We start from the raw sequence: 16,579 nt of genomic DNA on the forward strand, positions 1-16,579 counted from the left end.
CGTTGGCTGGCGGCAGTCGCACGCGCAGACGAGGGTGTTGGACTTATGGCAGCAGCAGCGGCATCCACAGCGCCTGGCCGTCCTCGTGTACGACGAGCAACCAATGCGGTTCCGGCAGGATCGCAAGCAGCGCGACCGCTGCGTTCCCCGGGAGGCGCAACATATGCCAACGCTCCGGTGTGGCGGGGTCGCCGAACAGGACGCTGCCATCGGTTCTGCCGGCCAGGATGCGCGGTTGATCGGGGAGCGTGCATAGCGCGCTGACCAGCTCTTGCTGCGGGGAATCGAACAAGGTCAGCGGAGCGCGCTGCATCGGGCCGTTGATGCCGTCGAATGGCCACAGGATGGCCGCCGTCGCGCCACTGCTGGCGAGCCACGGTTTGGTCCCGACCCAGCACCACTGCCGCACTTTGGTCGCATAGCCGGCGATGTGCAGTTGCAATGCATCGCCCACGCGCCAGCCGTGCAGTGCGGTTTCCTGCATGCTGCTGACGACGAAGCGGCCGTCTGGCGACCAGGTGACGCCGAGATGGCTGCCACGACACGCCAGCGGTGTGGCTGTCCAGTCACCGGGGGCGGGTGTCCAGACCGTGGCGCCTCCGTAGTGCGTGACCGCTAATCGCTGCCCAGTGGGATCGAAGGCAATGCCGCCGACGCTGGAGGGATGCTCCATGACCTGCGTACTGCCGTCCGTCCGCCATAGGTGCACCTGACGACCGACGGCGCAGGCATAGTGGCCGTCGGCACTGGCGGCGACGTGCTCCACCCATCGTCCGGGGAAACGCGCCAGCACCTGCACGTCGGTGGCGTCCAGATGCGCGAACACGCCATCGTCGCCGCCGCTGAGCACGCCGCCTGTGGCATCGGCCGCCAGTGTCAGGATCGCCCCATCGTGGAGTTGCACACGGTCTGGCGCTTGCTCCCTGGCGAAGCGGCGGACACTGCCATCGCCCCAGGCGGTGACCAATCGCGTGCCGCACATCACCGTGGCCACTGGCACCGCGTCGACCTGCATGGTGAAGCCGGTAGCCGATTGCGTTGGGATGGACGCGGAGGTGGATGGCTGCGACGGCATCTTCATGCCGTCGCGCAGGCGCTGAATCCCTCTCGCAATTGCATGCGTTCGAGGTTCCTGCCGATGAACACCAGTTTCGACACGCGCGGCTTCCCTGCCGGCCAGGCATCGAGGAAATTGCCGTCGGTCAGCATGTGTACGCCCTGGATCACGTAGCGACGCGACTCGCCGGCCAGCTCCAGAATGCCCTTGCAGCGCAATATGTCGGTGCCGTGCGTGCGCAGCAGGTCGCCGAACCACAGTTCGAATCGCAACGGATCCAGCGGGGCGTGCAATTGCAGCGACACCGAATGGATGTCTTCCTCGTGCTCATGCGCGTGGTCTTCGTCGAGGAAGTCCGGTTCGATCTCCAGGACGCGTTCCAGCGTAAACGCATTCAAACCCAGGACCGCATCCAGCGGCACATCGCTGCGCTGACTGTGATGGATGCGCGCGTAAGGATTGATGCTGCGGATGCGTGCTTGCACCGTTTCCAGGTCCGCCGCCTGGACCAGATCGATCTTGTTGAGCAGGATCACGTCGGCGAAGGCGATCTGCTCGGCGGCCTCGTGCGCTTCGTCCAGATGCGTGGCCAAGTTGACCGCATCGACCACGGTGACGATTGCGTCCAGTCGAGTTTTAGCGGCGACTTCCGGATCGACGTAGAACGTCTGTGCCACCGGCGCGGGATCGGCCAATCCGGTGGTTTCGATCAAGATGCCATCGAAATCGCGCCGCTTCATCAAGCCATCGAGAATGCGGATCAAATCGCCGCGCACGGTGCAGCAGATGCAGCCATTGTTCATCTCGAAGATTTCTTCGTCGGCATCGACCACAAGCTCGTTGTCGATGCCGGTCTCGCCGAATTCATTGACGATCACCGCATAGCGGTGTCCGTGCGATTCGGTGAGGATGCGGTTCAACAGCGTGGTCTTGCCGGCGCCGAGGAAGCCGGTCAGAACGGTGACGGGGATTTGTGCGGCAGTCATGGGGAGTTCCTTGGGGGAGCGCTTGTCTGAAAGTGCATGGAGCGAGAGCGATGTGGTGAATGCGTCGGACGCCGCAACGGGGGGCGCAGATGCGGGTGTGCCAGCGCTGCTCGTGATGGCGGTGGTCGGCAACCTGTCTGCCAGGGGTGTGGTGAGTGCGTTGTCGCCTCACATCTGGACATCGGCACTGCGAGCGCCGATGTCGGTAGCGGTTGCAAGTGCAAAGAGCAACGTGACGGTACGCCGTGCGCTGCGCGATACACGGGCACTGACGGTGTATCCACGTGCGTGCACTGCCACATGTTGGGGGGGAGGAAGGCGCTTGTGGGACTTGAGATGGACATTTATGTTATAAAATAACATAACGCATGCAGGACTTCCTCGATCGCGCTGGCTCAACTCTGCGGTCGGCGCGGCTTGCTATGTCGAGTCCAGCGCTGTGAGGCCCCCAGCGGGTCGAGCGCGAAGCCGCGCGTAGATTCAATGACTTCCTACCGCCATCACGCCGAGCGTTGTGGTGATCGAGTCAGTGCCAAGCTTCAAAGATGCCTCGCTCAGGGGGCTGTGCCGGTTAGAGTGGCGAACAAAACGTCGCCAGTCGCTGTCGAGTGTGTGCGGACAGCTGGCAAGAACTGCCGTGTACGGCGGTACATGAGGATTTCGAGCACTGCCCGTGCCCGTTCGCCGGCGATGCAGCCGTTTTGTTGGCGACTCTTGGTGGCCGAATGCAAGGTTTAACCCGATAGGCTTGCCTGTTTTCGTGGCGTTGAAGATGCTGGTCAGGCGCGCGCCACATTCGCTACGAGCGCTGGTGTGCGCTGGGTCAATGCGGTGCTAGGCCATCTTGATGACAGCAGCGCAGGGGTGCCACGCCATCAATCGAGTCAAATACATAAGGCGCGTTTTGGCTCAAGGCGTCTGCCGTTTCAATTGCCGATTCCGCTAGTCCAAGGTGCGGTCGCAAACTCTCACGATCATGATGGCTCACAAACCTTTCCAATAGCTTGTGCGCCAGCAACGGCTGCAGGAAGCGGATGCAGAGGATTTATATTCAAGATAATGACGATTTTCGACTTGTGTTCATGTTTGGATTCGTATTATGACAATTGTGTTTAAAATTTCTTCATAAAGCAATGAAGAAAAAAATTCACCTCACTTTCGATCGATGATGGTCCTCATGCGAGCAATACCCCAAGGGTGCTCGACATTCTTTCCTCACATGGCATCATCGCGACTTTCTTCGTCCTTGGTGAACGCCTTGCCGCTTGTGGCATGCTCACCGCACGCGCCGTCGCGGAGGGGCATCGCGTCGGTAATCACAGTTTCGATCATGAGCGACTGAGCGCCTTGAGCGAAGCGCAGATTTACGCAGAGATAAAAAATACCGAAGCGGCGCTTTCCAAGTACATTCCCATTGATCGCATCATGCGGCCTCCCTACGGTGCTCACAACGCGACGGTGGATAAAGTGCTGCAATCGCTTGGCTATCGCACCGTGATGTGGTCGGTGGATACCGAGGATTGGAAACGTAAACCTGATGCCTGGGTTGAGTATGGTCTACAGCAGATCCAGCGGCGTGAGACTAGTATCGTTCTGATGCACGATATTCATGAGACTACCGTCGATCATCTGGATGCCTTCATCAAGGGAATCCTGGCGTTGGGTGATGTGGAGTTTGTCAATCTGCAAGCCGTAACGAACATTCCGCCGCCCGCTTCTAGTGATTCGGGTAATGATCATTCTGGTAATGTCGATTCTGGATCTGCTGCGTAACCGTATTACTGCGTGATGTGCAGGAGCGGCATCCTGTCGTGCATTTCCCGAAATTTCTGCGGGATTGGAATCCATTGGAGAAAATTTTACGAGGCTAACCGCGAGAGTGTTTCCAATCCGGACCTGATCCATTCCGGCATGCGCTTGCTCATTCCCGTACTGGAACGGTGACATGGTCGCCTGAGTCGGCAATGACCTCACGATCGGCGCCAGACAACGCAACTGCGGACGAAGGGTGCGATTGTATGTCGGTGCCCGCGATTCCACTGGATCGCGGGTACTTTGTGTGCAAGTCAGAGCAGTAACTTTAGTCTGTACAGCGCCTCCAGGGCCTGCTTGGGGGTCAACTCGTCCGGATTCAGTGCGGCCAGCGCCTCCTGTGCGGCGGAGGGGGCCGCTGCGAATAGGCCGAATTGCTGTGGCGTGTCCAGCGCCTGTACCGCCATCTGCGCGGCATGGTGCTCGCCGCTGCGCTGTTCCAGTTCGGCCAGTCGCCGCCGCGCTTGCGCCACTGTTGCCTTGGGAAGGCCGGCCAAGGCGGCCACCTGCAGGCCGAAGCTGCGGTTGGCCGGGCCATCCTTGACCGCGTGCATGAACACCAGGCGGTCGCCGTGCTCGACCGCGTCCAGATGCACGTTGGCGATGCCGCTGGGGCCGCCGTCGACCGGCGCGTCGGCCAGTGCGGTCAGTTCGAAATAGTGCGTGGCGAACAAGGTGTAGCAGCGATTGTGCTGGGCGAGGTGGCGCGCCACCGCGTCGGCCAGCGCCAGACCGTCGTAGGTGGAGGTGCCACGGCCGATCTCGTCCATCAACACCAACGATTGCGCGGTGGCGTGATGCAGGATGTAGCTGGTCTCGGCCATTTCGACCATGAAGGTGGATTGGCCGCGCGCCAGATCGTCGCCGGCGCCGATGCGGGTGAGGATGCGGTCGATCGGGCCGATCACCGCGCGTCGCGCCGGCACATAGCTGCCGATGTGCGCGAGTAGGACGATCAACGCGTTCTGGCGCATGTAGGTCGAATCGCTTGGCTATCGCACCGTGATGTGGTCGGTGGATACCGAGGATTGGAAACGTAAACCTGATGCCTGGGTTGAGTATGGTCTACAGCAGATCCAGCGGCGTGAGACTAGTATCGTTCTGATGCACGATATTCATGAGACTACCGTCGATCATCTGGATGCCTTCATCAAGGGAATCCTGGCGTTGGGTGATGTGGAGTTTGTCAATCTGCAAGCCGTAACGAACATTCCGCCGCCCGCTTCTAGTGATTCGGGTAATGATCATTCTGGTAATGTCGATTCTGGATCTGCTGCGTAACCGTATTACTGCGTGATGTGCAGGAGCGGCATCCTGTCGTGCATTTCCCGAAATTTCTGCGGGATTGGAATCCATTGGAGAAAATTTTACGAGGCTAACCGCGAGAGTGTTTCCAATCCGGACCTGATCCATTCCGGCATGCGCTTGCTCATTCCCGTACTGGAACGGTGACATGGTCGCCTGAGTCGGCAATGACCTCACGATCGGCGCCAGACAACGCAACTGCGGACGAAGGGTGCGATTGTATGTCGGTGCCCGCGATTCCACTGGATCGCGGGTACTTTGTGTGCAAGTCAGAGCAGTAACTTTAGTCTGTACAGCGCCTCCAGGGCCTGCTTGGGGGTCAACTCGTCCGGATTCAGTGCGGCCAGCGCCTCCTGTGCGGCGGAGGGGGCCGCTGCGAATAGGCCGAATTGCTGTGGCGTGTCCAGCGCCTGTACCGCCATCTGCGCGGCATGGTGCTCGCCGCTGCGCTGTTCCAGTTCGGCCAGTCGCCGCCGCGCTTGCGCCACTGTTGCCTTGGGAAGGCCGGCCAAGGCGGCCACCTGCAGGCCGAAGCTGCGGTTGGCCGGGCCATCCTTGACCGCGTGCATGAACACCAGGCGGTCGCCGTGCTCGACCGCGTCCAGATGCACGTTGGCGATGCCGCTGGGGCCGCCGTCGACCGGCGCGTCGGCCAGTGCGGTCAGTTCGAAATAGTGCGTGGCGAACAAGGTGTAGCAGCGATTGTGCTGGGCGAGGTGGCGCGCCACCGCGTCGGCCAGCGCCAGACCGTCGTAGGTGGAGGTGCCACGGCCGATCTCGTCCATCAACACCAACGATTGCGCGGTGGCGTGATGCAGGATGTAGCTGGTCTCGGCCATTTCGACCATGAAGGTGGATTGGCCGCGCGCCAGATCGTCGCCGGCGCCGATGCGGGTGAGGATGCGGTCGATCGGGCCGATCACCGCGCGTCGCGCCGGCACATAGCTGCCGATGTGCGCGAGTAGGACGATCAACGCGTTCTGGCGCATGTAGGTCGATTTACCGCCCATGTTCGGGCCGGTGATGACCAGCATGCGTCGGCCTGGATGCAGGTCCAGGTCGTTGGGTTCGAACGGCTGCTCGCGCACCGCTTCCACCACCGGGTGGCGGCCGCGTTCGATGCGCAGGCAGGCGTCGCTTTGCAGTTCTGGCCGGTTCCAGTCCAGTGCCTGCGCGCGTTCGGCGAAACCGGCCAGGACGTCCAGCTCGCTGAGTGCGGCGGCCGCGCGCTTGAGCGGTTCCAGATGCTCGCCCAGAGTGTCCAGCAAGCCTTCGTAGAGCAACTTCTCGCGCGACAGCGCGCGTTCGCGCGCCGACAGCACTTTGTCTTCGAAGTTCTTCAGTTCCTCGGTGATGTAGCGCTCGGCGTTGGTCAGGGTCTGGCGTCGGCTGTAGTGCACCGGCGCCTTGTCGGCCTGGCCTTTGCTGATTTCGATGTAATACCCGTGCACGCGGTTGTAGCCGACCTTCAGCGTGGCGATGCCGCTGCTGGCGCGTTCGCGTGCTTCCAGGTCGATCAGGAATTGGTCGGCGTTGGTGCTGAGCCGGCGCAGTTCGTCCAGCTCAGCGTCGTAGTCGGCGGCGATGACCCCGCCGTCGCTGAGCTTGAGCGGTGGCTGCTCGGCGATGGCCGAGGCCAACAGGTGCGCGATCTCGTCGTGCTGGCCCAGTTCCGTTGCCAGTGCCGCCAGTCGTGGCGAATCCAGCGGCGCCAGAATCGCACGCACCGCCGGCAGTAGGCCGAGGCCATCGCGCAAGGTGGAGAAATCGCGTGGTCGTGCCGAGCGCAGGGCGACGCGGGTGAGGATGCGTTCGAGGTCGCCGAGTGCGCGGAATGCATCGCGCAGGTCGGCATCGGCGCCACGGTCGATCAGTGTGCCGACCGCGTGGTGACGTTGCACCAGCACCTCGCGCAGACGCAGCGGACGATGCAGCCAGCGTCGTAGCAAGCGCCCGCCCATTGGTGTGATCGTGCTGTCGAGTACGCCGAGCAGGGTGTTGCGGGTATCGCCATCCACGCGCGTGTCCAGCTCCAGATGGCGACGGGTGGCCGCGTTCATCGCGATCGCGTCGCCAGCGGTTTCCATCGCGATGGAAGTCAGGTGCGGCAGGCGTTGCTTCTGGGTTTCCTCGACATAGCCCAGCAGCGCGCCGGCCGCCGCGATGGCGCGTGGCCGCTCGTCGATCCCGAAGCCGCTGAGGTCGTGCAACTGGAAGAACGCCAGCAACTGGCGGCGGCCGCTGTCGGCATCGAACAGCCACGGCGGGCGTCGGCGCACGCCGCGTCGTTCGCGAAGAAATGCCGGCCACTGGTCTTCGTCCGGCACGAGTAATTCGGCTGGTTCCAGCCGTGCCAGTTCCGCTTCCAGCGCATCCTCGCTGTCCACCTCGTTGACCAGGAAGCGGCCGCCGGCCAGGTCGGCCCAGGCCAGCCCGTAGCCGTGCTTGGTCCGCGCGATGGCCATCAGCAAGGTATCGCGGCGTTCGTCCAGCAGGGCCTCGTCGGTGACCGTACCCGGGGTGACGATACGCACCACCTTGCGCTCGACCAGCCCTTTGGCCAGCGCCGGATCACCGATCTGCTCGCAGATCGCCACCGACTCGCCCAACGCCACCAGCCGTGCCAGATAGCCCTCGTAGGCATGCACCGGCACGCCGGCCATCGGGATCGGCGCGCCGCCGGAGCTGCCGCGTTGGGTCAAGGTGATATCGAGCAAGCGCGCGGCCTTGCGCGCATCGTCGTAGAACAGTTCGTAGAAATCGCCCATGCGGAAAAACAGCAGCAAGTCCGGATAGTCGGCCTTGGCGGCGAAGAACTGCTTCATGAGGGGTGTGTGTTCTTTTAACTCACTGTTCTGCATGGATGTTCTGTGGAGTGCAAGGGGGCAATCGTGCCGCGTTGGCACGCTGGGATAGGGGTGGAGCACGCTGGTTCAGCCGACGTGTTCATGCTGCGTGCGGCTGTCCACCGTCCAGGCTGTAGACCCTATCGGAATAAGACAATGGTACGGGAGAACGAGGATGAGTCCGCGCTGACTCCGGGTGTCCTCGCGGCACTTGCGTGTACTCATCAGATGCGTCAGGCATTGGACGCTCCGTCGATTTCTCGAACATTGGACCAAAAGCATGCTGCAAGCGTTTGCTCTTCAGTTGCGAGAAAACGACAGGTGGCACAGTGCGCTTGACCGCCATGCTCGACGGCTTTCTTGCCCATCGCGGGCGATTGGATGCCGCAATTGCCCATTCAATCCTGCGCCACTCTATCGCATGATGCGCGCTTGGCCGCGCGCGATTGCCGCGCGGCGCCTGTCCATTGCCGCGCTGGAGTTGATCAATGCACGAACGTCGCCATTTCCTGAAAACCGCCGCTTTCGGTGCTCTGGCCGCTGGGGTGGGCGGTGTGTTGCCTGGCGCGCGCGCTGCGGCCAAGGCCAAGGCCGGTGTCGCGCCACTGCCGCGCGGCGCGGCGCGGGTGATCTCGACTTGGGATTTTGGTGTGCCGGCAAATCAGGCCGCGTGGCAGGTGCTGGCCCGTGGCGGTACGGCGCTGGATGCGGTGGAAGCCGGGGTGCGGGTGCCGGAGGCGGACCCGGACAATCACACCGTCGGGCTGGGCGGTTATCCCGACCGCGATGGCCGGGTCACGCTGGACGCTTGCATCATGGACCACACCGGCAGTTGCGGCGCGGTCGCGGCGCTGGAGGACATCGTGCACGCGATCTCGGTGGCGCGGCGGGTGATGGAGAAAACCCCGCATGTGATGCTGGTTGGCGAGGGCGCGCGGCAGTTCGCGCTGGCGCAGGGATTCGAGCGCACCACGTTGCTGACGCCTGCGGCGGAACAGGCGTGGAAGGAATGGCTGAAGACCTCGCACTACGCGCCGGAAGCCAACATCGAGAACCACGCCTATCGTCGCGGCACGCTGCCCGGTGGCAAGGACAATCACGACACCATCGGCATGCTGGCGCTGGATGCGCACGGCAATCTGTCCGGTGCCTGCACCACCAGCGGTATGGCGTGGAAGATGCACGGCCGGGTCGGCGATAGCCCGATCATCGGCGCTGGCTTGTACGTGGACAACGAGGTGGGCGGGGCGACATCCACCGGCGTCGGCGAGGAGGTGATCCGCAATGTCGGCAGTTTTGCGGTGGTGGAGATGATGCGGCAGGGCAAGAGTCCGGCCGAGGCGTGTCGCGAGGTGGTGATGCGCATCGTGCGACGCAAACCGCAACTCACGCGCGAATTGCAAGTGGGATTCCTGGCAATGAACCGACGTGGCGAGGTCGGCGCGTTCGCGATCCAGCCTGGTTTCAGCTACGCGGTCTGCGATGCGCAGCGGCAGGATCTGTTGTTGCCTGGACAAAGCCATTTCGCCGAGCCGGCGGCATGAATCGGCCCACGACGTCGGGACTGGAAGTGGCCGCCGATGCGATCGGCTCGGCGCTGGCCGCACAGGCCGGTGGCGCGATACGGGTGGAGTTGTGCGGCGGGCTGGATGGTGGCGGCTTGACCCCATCCTTCGGCACGCTGGCGGTGGTGCGCGATCGCTTGCGGATTCCGTTGTACGTGCTGATTCGCCCGCGCGTGGGCGACTTCGTGTTCGATGAGGCGGAAGTCGAGGCGATGCGCCGCGACGTGGAGCAGTGCGTGCGGCTGGGTTGCGACGGCGTGGTGTTGGGTGCCTTGGATCCATCCGGTGAGGTGGACATGACGACGATGCGCGAACTGATCACCGCGGCTGGTCCGTTGGGCGTCACCTTCCACCGTGCCTTCGACGTCAGCGCCGATCCCCGGCGTGCGTTGGAGGACGTGATCGCGCTGGGCTGCGAGCGCGTGCTGACCTCTGGCGCGCGCGAGACGGCGGAGGAAGGCGCGCCCTTGATCGCCGAGTTGGTGCGGCAGGCTGGCACGCGGCTGAGCGTGATGCCAGGTGCGGGTGTCACCGATGCCAATCTGGCGCAATTGCGTGCACGCACGGGCGCGCGCGAATTTCATGGCTCCGCGCGCGGGCCATTGGCATCGCGCGCGCGCGCGACGCATCCGCATGTACGCAGCCTGGGCGGTGATCGCCTGCAGACCGATGTGGCGCGGGTGCGGCGGATGGTGGCGTTGTTGCAGGAGACATAAGCCGGCGGAGTGGCGTGCCGGCGCGTGTGCTGGCATGCGCTTGGTATGCAAGCGGTTTGATCGATACACGCGGATAGTCACCGGTTGCTGGCCGCCAGTTTGGCGGTGATGTCCAGACGCTTCGGATCCAACACCACATGCTTGATGCGCGTGCGCTTCCAGGTGTAGCTGATATGGATCTGGCCGTCGCGGGTCTGGATCACCGCCGGGTAGGAGAATTCGTCCTTGGGACTGTTTTCCAGGGTCAGCACGCGGGTCCAGTGCAGTCCGTCGTTCGATACGGCGACGGCCAGGATGCCGCGACCATTCCACCAGTCCTTGCCGGCCTCGGTGGGGTTGTAGACCAGCAGCGAGCGACCATCCGCCAGCACCACCGCGTCGGTGCCGGAATTGGGGTTGGCCAGCTCAAGCAGGGTCATCGGTTCCCAGGTCTTGCCTTCGTCGCGCGACCAAGTGCTGAACACGTGGTTTTGTCGGCTGCGGCCGATGGCTTGCAAGCGCCCGTCCGCATGCACCAGCACGCTGGGCTGGATGGCGCCGATCTTGGCTGGATCGTTCATGGCCGGGCCGCGGGTCCAGTGCGCGCCGTTGTCGTCGGACCATTCCATGTGCGCGACCCAGCCAGCGTCCTCGCTGCTGCTGGGGCTGAGGATGCGGCCGTCGGCCAGTTGCACGGGTTTGTTCTTGATCGGGCCAAGGATGCCGGTGGGCAAACGCTGCGGTGCCGACCAGTGGTGGCCGCCATCGGGGGAGGTGATCTGCATGCTCCACCAGCCCTTCGGGTCCGGACCGACTTTGTAGAACAGCCGCAGCGGCCCCTGCGCCGGTTGGAACAGCACTGGATTCCACGCGGGCAACGGCTTGCCTTGCGCTTGCGCCCCATCGGCCACGCGTTGTGCGGCCTGCCAGCCGTGTGCGTCGCGCCGCGCGACCCAGATGCCCACGTCGTCGGCGCCTTCGTGTTGGCCGCCGAACCACGCCGCGAGTAGGCCATCACCGGTTTCCACAAGGGTGGAAGCATGGCATTGCGCGGTCGGTGGTTTGGCGTTGATGAACTCGCTGTACATGATCGGCGAGCGCGTGGCTGCTGGTGGTGCGGGAGTCGCAGGGGCAGTGACGGCGTGCAGGGCAAACAGCGATAGCAGGGAAAGCAGCGTGCGAGACTTCATGTGGTCCGGTCCTGTGCCGGAGTGCGAGGATACCTATGTATCATCAATTGAATACCATATGCAGGCAGCGCTCGCAGTGCCGTCTGTTTGCGCGATGATTGAGAGGATCTGTGATGCCGCACCGTGCGCTTTTTCCGTTCCGCTGTTTGGCCATGTTTGCTCTGACCGCTCTGGCCGCAGCGCATGCGCTGGCCGAGAATTTCGCCGAGGTCAAACCTTCGCCGCAGCAAGTGGCCTGGCAGGATCTGGAATTCGGTGTGATCGTGCATTTCGGCACCAACACCTTCCTGGATCGCGAGTGGGGCGACGGCACCGCCAGTGCCAAGGTGTTCGCTCCGGATCGGGTGGACCCGGCGCAGTGGGCACGCGCGTCCAAGGCGGCCGGTGCCAAGTATCTGATTCTGGTCGCCAAGCATCACGACGGTTTCGCCCTGTGGCCGACCGAGGAGAGTGCCTACTCCGTGAAGCAGAGCCCGTGGCTGGGCGGTCAGGGCAATTTAGTGAAAATGACCAGTGAGGCGGTGCGCAAGCAAGGCATGGGCTTCGGCATTTATCTGTCACCGTGGGATCGCCACGAACCCAAGTACGCCGATTCCAAGGCCTATGACACATTCTACGCCGCGCAGTTGGTGGACCTGGCGTTGCATTATGGTCCGCTGACCGAGTGGTGGCTGGACGGCGCCGGTAGTGCCGGTCACGTCTACAACTTCGACAAGTATCTGGAAGAGCTGCGTACCTATCAGGCCAATACCATGGTGTTCGCCGATACCGCGCTGTTCGAGTATGGCGACGTGCGCTGGGTCGGTAACGAGGCTGGCGCAATCGAAGGCGAGAACTGGAATACGATCGATCGTCATGGCGTCCTGCGCTGGCGTCCGGTCGAGGTGGATACGCCGCTGCATAAATTACAGTGGTTCTGGCATCCCAATAGCGATCAGACGCTCAAGAGCGTGGACGAGCTGGTGCAGATTTGGGAAGACAGCGTCGGCCGTGGTGGGCAATTGGTGCTGGGTATCGCTCCGGACAGGCACGGTCTACTGCCACAGGCCGATGTCGAACGACTCGAGCAGATGGGTCAGGCGCTGCAGATGCGTTACGGCGCCGAGCGCAATTTGGTGCGCGGCCGACTCAAGGCCGACGACGCAATCGTCGCAGCGGTCGATGGCGACCGCGATACGTTCTGGAGCGCACCTGCCGGCTCGCATCACGCCACGCTTGAGTTGCAGTTCAAACAGCCGGTGACATTCGATACCGCGTTGTCGATGGAGTGGCTCAACGATGGCCAATTGGTGCAGAAATACGCAGTGGAAGTGTTCCGCGATGGCGCCTGGGTCAAGGTGGCGCAGGCGCAGGCAATCGGCCATATGAAGATCGATCACTTCCCTGCGGTCACCGCCTCGCGTGTGCGTTTGAACATCCTATCCAGCGTGGATGCGGCACATATTCGCGAGTTTCAATTGTTCGATGTCGGCGCTACTGCCGCGCGTTGAGCCAGCAGGTCAATTGCAAGTATTGACCAGCACTTGTTCGGCTGTGTCCCAGGTGTGGTGTGTGGCGTCGGATAAGTGTTGGTGCGCGAGCCGAATCGCATCGTCACGTTGCATGGGCTTGGCTAGATAATAACCTTGCGCATAATCGACGCCTAATTGCTGCAGCGTTTCCAGTTCGCTGGCCGCTTCGACGCCTTCGGCGACGACCTCGCTGCCGATTTCGTGTGCGAAGTTGATCAAACCTTTGGCGAGGGCTTTGCGGTGCCGGTCGTGGTCGATGGATTGGGTCAGGCTGATGTCGAGTTTGATGAAGTCCGGCTGCAGGTTGAGAATATGCCGCATGCTCGAATAACCCGCGCCGGCATCGTCCACGGCGACGCGCACGCCCAGTTCTCGTACAGGCTTCAATGCTTCCACCAACGCTGCATAATCATTCACGATGGCATGCTCGGTGATTTCCAGCACGATCCGTGAGGCATTCACGCCGTGCAGGAGTGGCAGTAGCCTGGAGGAGATGATCAGCTCCGGCGAGCAATTGAGGTTGAACGAGATGTTGTCCGGGAATCGCGTCAGTTCCTGCAATGCCTTTTCGATGGCATGCAGTTCCAGCTCCAGGCCGAGCCCGACGCTGTGGGCGGCGTTGAACCATTTGTCCGGTGAACGGGCAGGCTGCATGTTGAAGCGCGACAGGCATTCGAAGCCATGCACGTGCGGTTTCGCGATGCCATACACCGGCTGGAACACGATGCTCAGGGCGTCGTTCTGCATGGCCGCGTGGATATCCTGGGCCACGGATTCTTGCTCGCGTTTCTGCCGCTCGACACTGTCGAAATAAAAACCGAGGAACTCGGAGAACGCACGCAGCATGTCCATGTCGCGTTCGGTGAGCGAGGGGACGGGGCGGTGGCTGAAGCAGCACAGCGTCCCGAACACGCGCTTGTCTTCCAGGACGATGGGTGTGCTGAGGTGAGAGCCAATGGGAATGGCGTGCGTTTCCGGGATGGCGATGGCGGCGGGAATATGCGCTGTGTCGGGGATGAACTCTGGCAATTCTCCGTTCACCACCTTCATGCAGTAGCCCGTATCCATCGGGATGGACTGTCCGCGTTTGAGCAGTGGAAATGCTTCGCAGTCGACGTGGTCGAGAATTCGCGTATCGCCCTGAAAGCGCGACACGAAGGCCACGTCCATCGACAGGTGACGCCTGACCACCCCCAGTACCCGGTCCAGTCCGGAGGCTCCCATGGAATGTTCGAAGAAATTGGCCAACTGGCCTGCGTCGTCTAGGGAGTCAATCATTTTCATAGGATAAGAAGCATGATCAGGGTGAGGCGCGTTGCGGATTGAAGACAGGCGGGAGATTGCGATGACGCCGTGTGATTCCTGGCCGCAGGCGATGGCAGTCTTTGAGTAACTTTATCAGCGAAAATTTTGACGCAGATCACATATGCGTCACGTGCGTCATCTGCTCGGTTCGCCTGTTCGCGGCGATTCCGTGCGCCGCAGAGGCTGACGCAGCTTGGGTTTGAGCATGCGCGAGCTGCGCAAAAACGCGGAGCCGTCGGGTGTTTCAGTCGCAACCGGTCCTGCAATGGGAGATGAATTGCAGGACGGTCTTCACGCTGCGGATGGCGTCTGCTGGGGGCCAGAGCGCTGTGAGCGTCGGCATCGGCCCGTTGTACACCTGGCCACGAGAGTCGCGAGGCCGGCGGATCATAGCTAGCCGATTTAGTTAGCTGCCAGGCGAACTCCATACCTGCGTTTTCACCCCGCGCACGCTTGCATGCCGGCTGTCGTCCAGATCGAACACGATCACGCTGTTGTCGCCCTGATGTTGCCACGGTGCCGGGAAATACAGCGCACGCTGCGGGCCGATGTTCCAGTGGCGGCCAAGATTGTGGCCGTTGGCCCAGGTGAAACCTTTGCCGAAAGCGCGCATGTCCAGGAAGGTATCGGCCGGAGCGGTGATCTTGAGCGTGCCGCGGTGGAAAGCGGGGCCGTCCACTTTGGCGGTGGTCCAGCCGTGAAGTTTGCTGGCGTCGTCCATCGGCAGCGGGAAGGTCTGCCAGCCGGTCAGGGGCTTGCCATTGAGCAGCACCGGGTCGACCAGGCCGGCGCGACCATCGGGCAGATGGGTGCCGTAGTTGATGCGGCCGCCGTTTTCGACCAGCACGTCCAGGGTGTGGGTGCCGGCGGGAATGTCCACGTCCACGGCGACCTGCTGCAGGCGGCGGTCGGCGCTGCCGGCGAGCGCGTGATCGACGTAGACGCGCGCATAGTCGCGTACCTCGCCCAGGTAGAGGCTGCCCTTGCGCGGGCCGATGACGCTCGTGCGATAGAGAATGTAGCCGTAGGCCTGGCCGTAGTGTTCCATCGGTTGTGGGATGTCGGTGGTGGCGACTGCCGCTGGCAGGTTGTCCCAGAGCGAGGCCGATTCGCGCAGCGCTGTGTTCGCCAGTTCGGCGAAGTGCTGCGGCGCGGGCAGCGCTGGCGGCTGGATGCCGGTGACGCGGGCGATGGCGTCGCGGAACAAGGCGAATTTGGGCGTGGGACGGCCGGCTTCGTCCAGCACCGCGTCGTAGTCGTAGCTGGTGGTCTGCGGCGCGTAGTGGTCGGTGGGGTTCTTCTGGAAGTTGGCCCCGTTCATGAAGCCGAAGCTGGTGCCGCCGACGAACATGTAGATGTTGGCGGAGTGGCCCTGGCGCAGGATCCATTCGAACTCGCTGGCTTGTTTGGCGGCGTTGGTGGCGGCATGTTTGTCGCCCCATTGATCGAACCAGCCGGCCCAATATTCGCCGACCATCTGCGGTTGCCCGGGGCGGAATTTGGCCAGGGTCTGGAAGGCGGTTTTGGCGTCGCCGGGGCCGAAGTTCACCACGGCCAGGGTATTGGGCAGGGTGCCGTTGGCGAGCACGTCGGCACCGTCGGCGGTGAACAGGATGGCCTTGTCGAAGCCGGCCTGGACGTACATGGCGCGGTTGGCGCGCATGTAGGCGTGGTCGTCGTTGTAGGAGCCGTATTCGTTTTCCACTTGCACGGCGATGACCGGGCCGCCGTTGCCGTTGAGTCGTGGCTTGACCTGCGCGCCGAGCGCATCGAGGTAGGCCCGGCTGGCGGCCAGGAAGCGCGGATCCTGGCTGCGCACGCGCATGCCTGGTTCGGCGAACAACCATGCCGGATAGCCGCCGGCTTCCCATTCGGCGCAGACGTAAGGGCCGGGACGCAGGATCACGTTGAGGCCCTGCGCGGCGGCGGCATCGATGAAGGCGGCGATGTCGTTGTTGCCACTGAAGTCGAACTGACCAGGACGCGGTTCGATCAGATTCCAGAAAATATAGGTTTCCACCGTGTTCAGGCCCATGGCGCGGGCTTTTTGCAGGCGGTCGTTCCAGTAGGCGCGGGGAATGCGCTGGAAGTGGATGGCGCCGGAGATGATCTGGTAGGGCTTGCCGTCGCGGGTGAAGTGATCGCCCTGGGTGGAAACCGTCGGCCAGGTTGGCGTGTGCATCGGCTGGGCGGATGCCGCGAATGACAGCAGCAGCGACAGGGCAAGGGTGGAGATGGGGCGAGGCAGCAACATAGGCAGTCTCCGGCAATCGCGAAGCGGATGGTGGGTGCCGCGCCCGCAGTGGG

The 16,579-nt window shown here is 62.8% G+C and carries 10 protein-coding genes and 2 pseudogenes; 5 read left to right on the top strand and 7 right to left on the bottom strand.

The genetic code is table 11. From position 1 onward, the window contains the following. Positions 1 to 43 precede the first annotated feature (43 nt). Positions 44 to 1,081, bottom strand: a complete 1,038-nt coding sequence (locus XANALMUS060_RS04285) for a hypothetical protein (protein ID WP_052688095.1) — start codon at positions 1,079 to 1,081, stop codon at positions 44 to 46. Continuing rightward, positions 1,078 to 2,043: a GTP-binding protein gene (locus XANALMUS060_RS04290; RefSeq protein WP_045737284.1), complete on the bottom strand. Its 966-nt coding sequence runs from the start codon at positions 2,041 to 2,043 to the stop codon at positions 1,078 to 1,080. Before XANALMUS060_RS04290 ends, XANALMUS060_RS04285 begins: the two co-directional genes overlap by 4 nt. A gap of 1,152 nt (positions 2,044 to 3,195) precedes the next feature. Here XANALMUS060_RS04290 and XANALMUS060_RS04295 point away from each other — a divergent pair. Further along, a pseudogene (locus tag XANALMUS060_RS04295) lies at positions 3,196 to 3,816 on the top strand (polysaccharide deacetylase family protein); the annotation flags it as partial. Between the two features lie 293 nt (positions 3,817 to 4,109). Here the strand turns inward: XANALMUS060_RS04295 and XANALMUS060_RS04300 are convergent. After that, positions 4,110 to 4,838: pseudogene (locus tag XANALMUS060_RS04300) on the bottom strand (DNA mismatch repair protein MutS); the annotation flags it as partial. 31 nt (positions 4,839 to 4,869) lie between these two features. Between XANALMUS060_RS04300 and XANALMUS060_RS19605 the strand changes: the two are divergent. Continuing rightward, on the top strand, positions 4,870 to 5,136 hold the full coding sequence (locus tag XANALMUS060_RS19605) for a hypothetical protein (protein WP_152640382.1): 267 nt from the start codon (positions 4,870 to 4,872) through the stop codon (positions 5,134 to 5,136). Between the two features lie 293 nt (positions 5,137 to 5,429). Here the strand turns inward: XANALMUS060_RS19605 and mutS are convergent, their stop codons facing one another. Then, the gene (gene mutS / locus XANALMUS060_RS04310) at positions 5,430 to 8,021 is read right to left on the bottom strand and encodes a DNA mismatch repair protein MutS (RefSeq protein ID WP_045737287.1); all 2,592 of its coding nucleotides are present in this window, start codon (positions 8,019 to 8,021) and stop codon (positions 5,430 to 5,432) included. 473 nt (positions 8,022 to 8,494) lie between these two features. On the opposite strand from mutS, the gene XANALMUS060_RS04315 reads away from it, so the two are divergent. Then, on the top strand, positions 8,495 to 9,550 hold the full coding sequence (locus XANALMUS060_RS04315; RefSeq protein ID WP_045737288.1) for a N(4)-(beta-N-acetylglucosaminyl)-L-asparaginase: 1,056 nt from the start codon (positions 8,495 to 8,497) through the stop codon (positions 9,548 to 9,550). After that, entirely contained in the window at positions 9,547 to 10,287 is a 741-nt protein-coding gene (locus XANALMUS060_RS04320) for a copper homeostasis protein CutC (protein ID WP_045737289.1), read from the top strand. The genes XANALMUS060_RS04315 and XANALMUS060_RS04320 overlap by 4 nt, the downstream gene beginning before the upstream one ends. Before the next feature lie 77 nt (positions 10,288 to 10,364). Here the strand turns inward: XANALMUS060_RS04320 and XANALMUS060_RS04325 are convergent, their stop codons facing one another. Further along, on the bottom strand, positions 10,365 to 11,456 hold the full coding sequence (locus XANALMUS060_RS04325) for a sialidase family protein (protein ID WP_045737290.1): 1,092 nt from the start codon (positions 11,454 to 11,456) through the stop codon (positions 10,365 to 10,367). Between the two features lie 152 nt (positions 11,457 to 11,608). Here XANALMUS060_RS04325 and XANALMUS060_RS04330 point away from each other — a divergent pair, with 152 nt between their 5' ends. Continuing rightward, complete coding sequence (locus XANALMUS060_RS04330; RefSeq protein WP_235430350.1) at positions 11,609 to 12,946, top strand: alpha-L-fucosidase; 1,338 nt, start codon at positions 11,609 to 11,611, stop codon at positions 12,944 to 12,946. 9 nt (positions 12,947 to 12,955) lie between these two features. On the opposite strand, the gene XANALMUS060_RS04335 is transcribed toward XANALMUS060_RS04330, so the two are convergent. Next, positions 12,956 to 14,245 (bottom strand): EAL domain-containing protein, encoded by a 1,290-nt coding sequence (locus XANALMUS060_RS04335; protein ID WP_152640383.1) that lies wholly within the window; start codon positions 14,243 to 14,245, stop codon positions 12,956 to 12,958. 433 nt (positions 14,246 to 14,678) lie between these two features. After that, positions 14,679 to 16,523, bottom strand: coding sequence for a beta-galactosidase family protein (locus XANALMUS060_RS04340; protein ID WP_045737384.1), 1,845 nt, complete (start codon positions 16,521 to 16,523; stop codon positions 14,679 to 14,681). Between the last annotated feature and the right edge of the window lie 56 nt (positions 16,524 to 16,579).

Source organism: Xanthomonas sp. MUS 060, from assembly GCF_000963215.1.
Lineage (GTDB): Bacteria > Pseudomonadota > Gammaproteobacteria > Xanthomonadales > Xanthomonadaceae > Xanthomonas_A.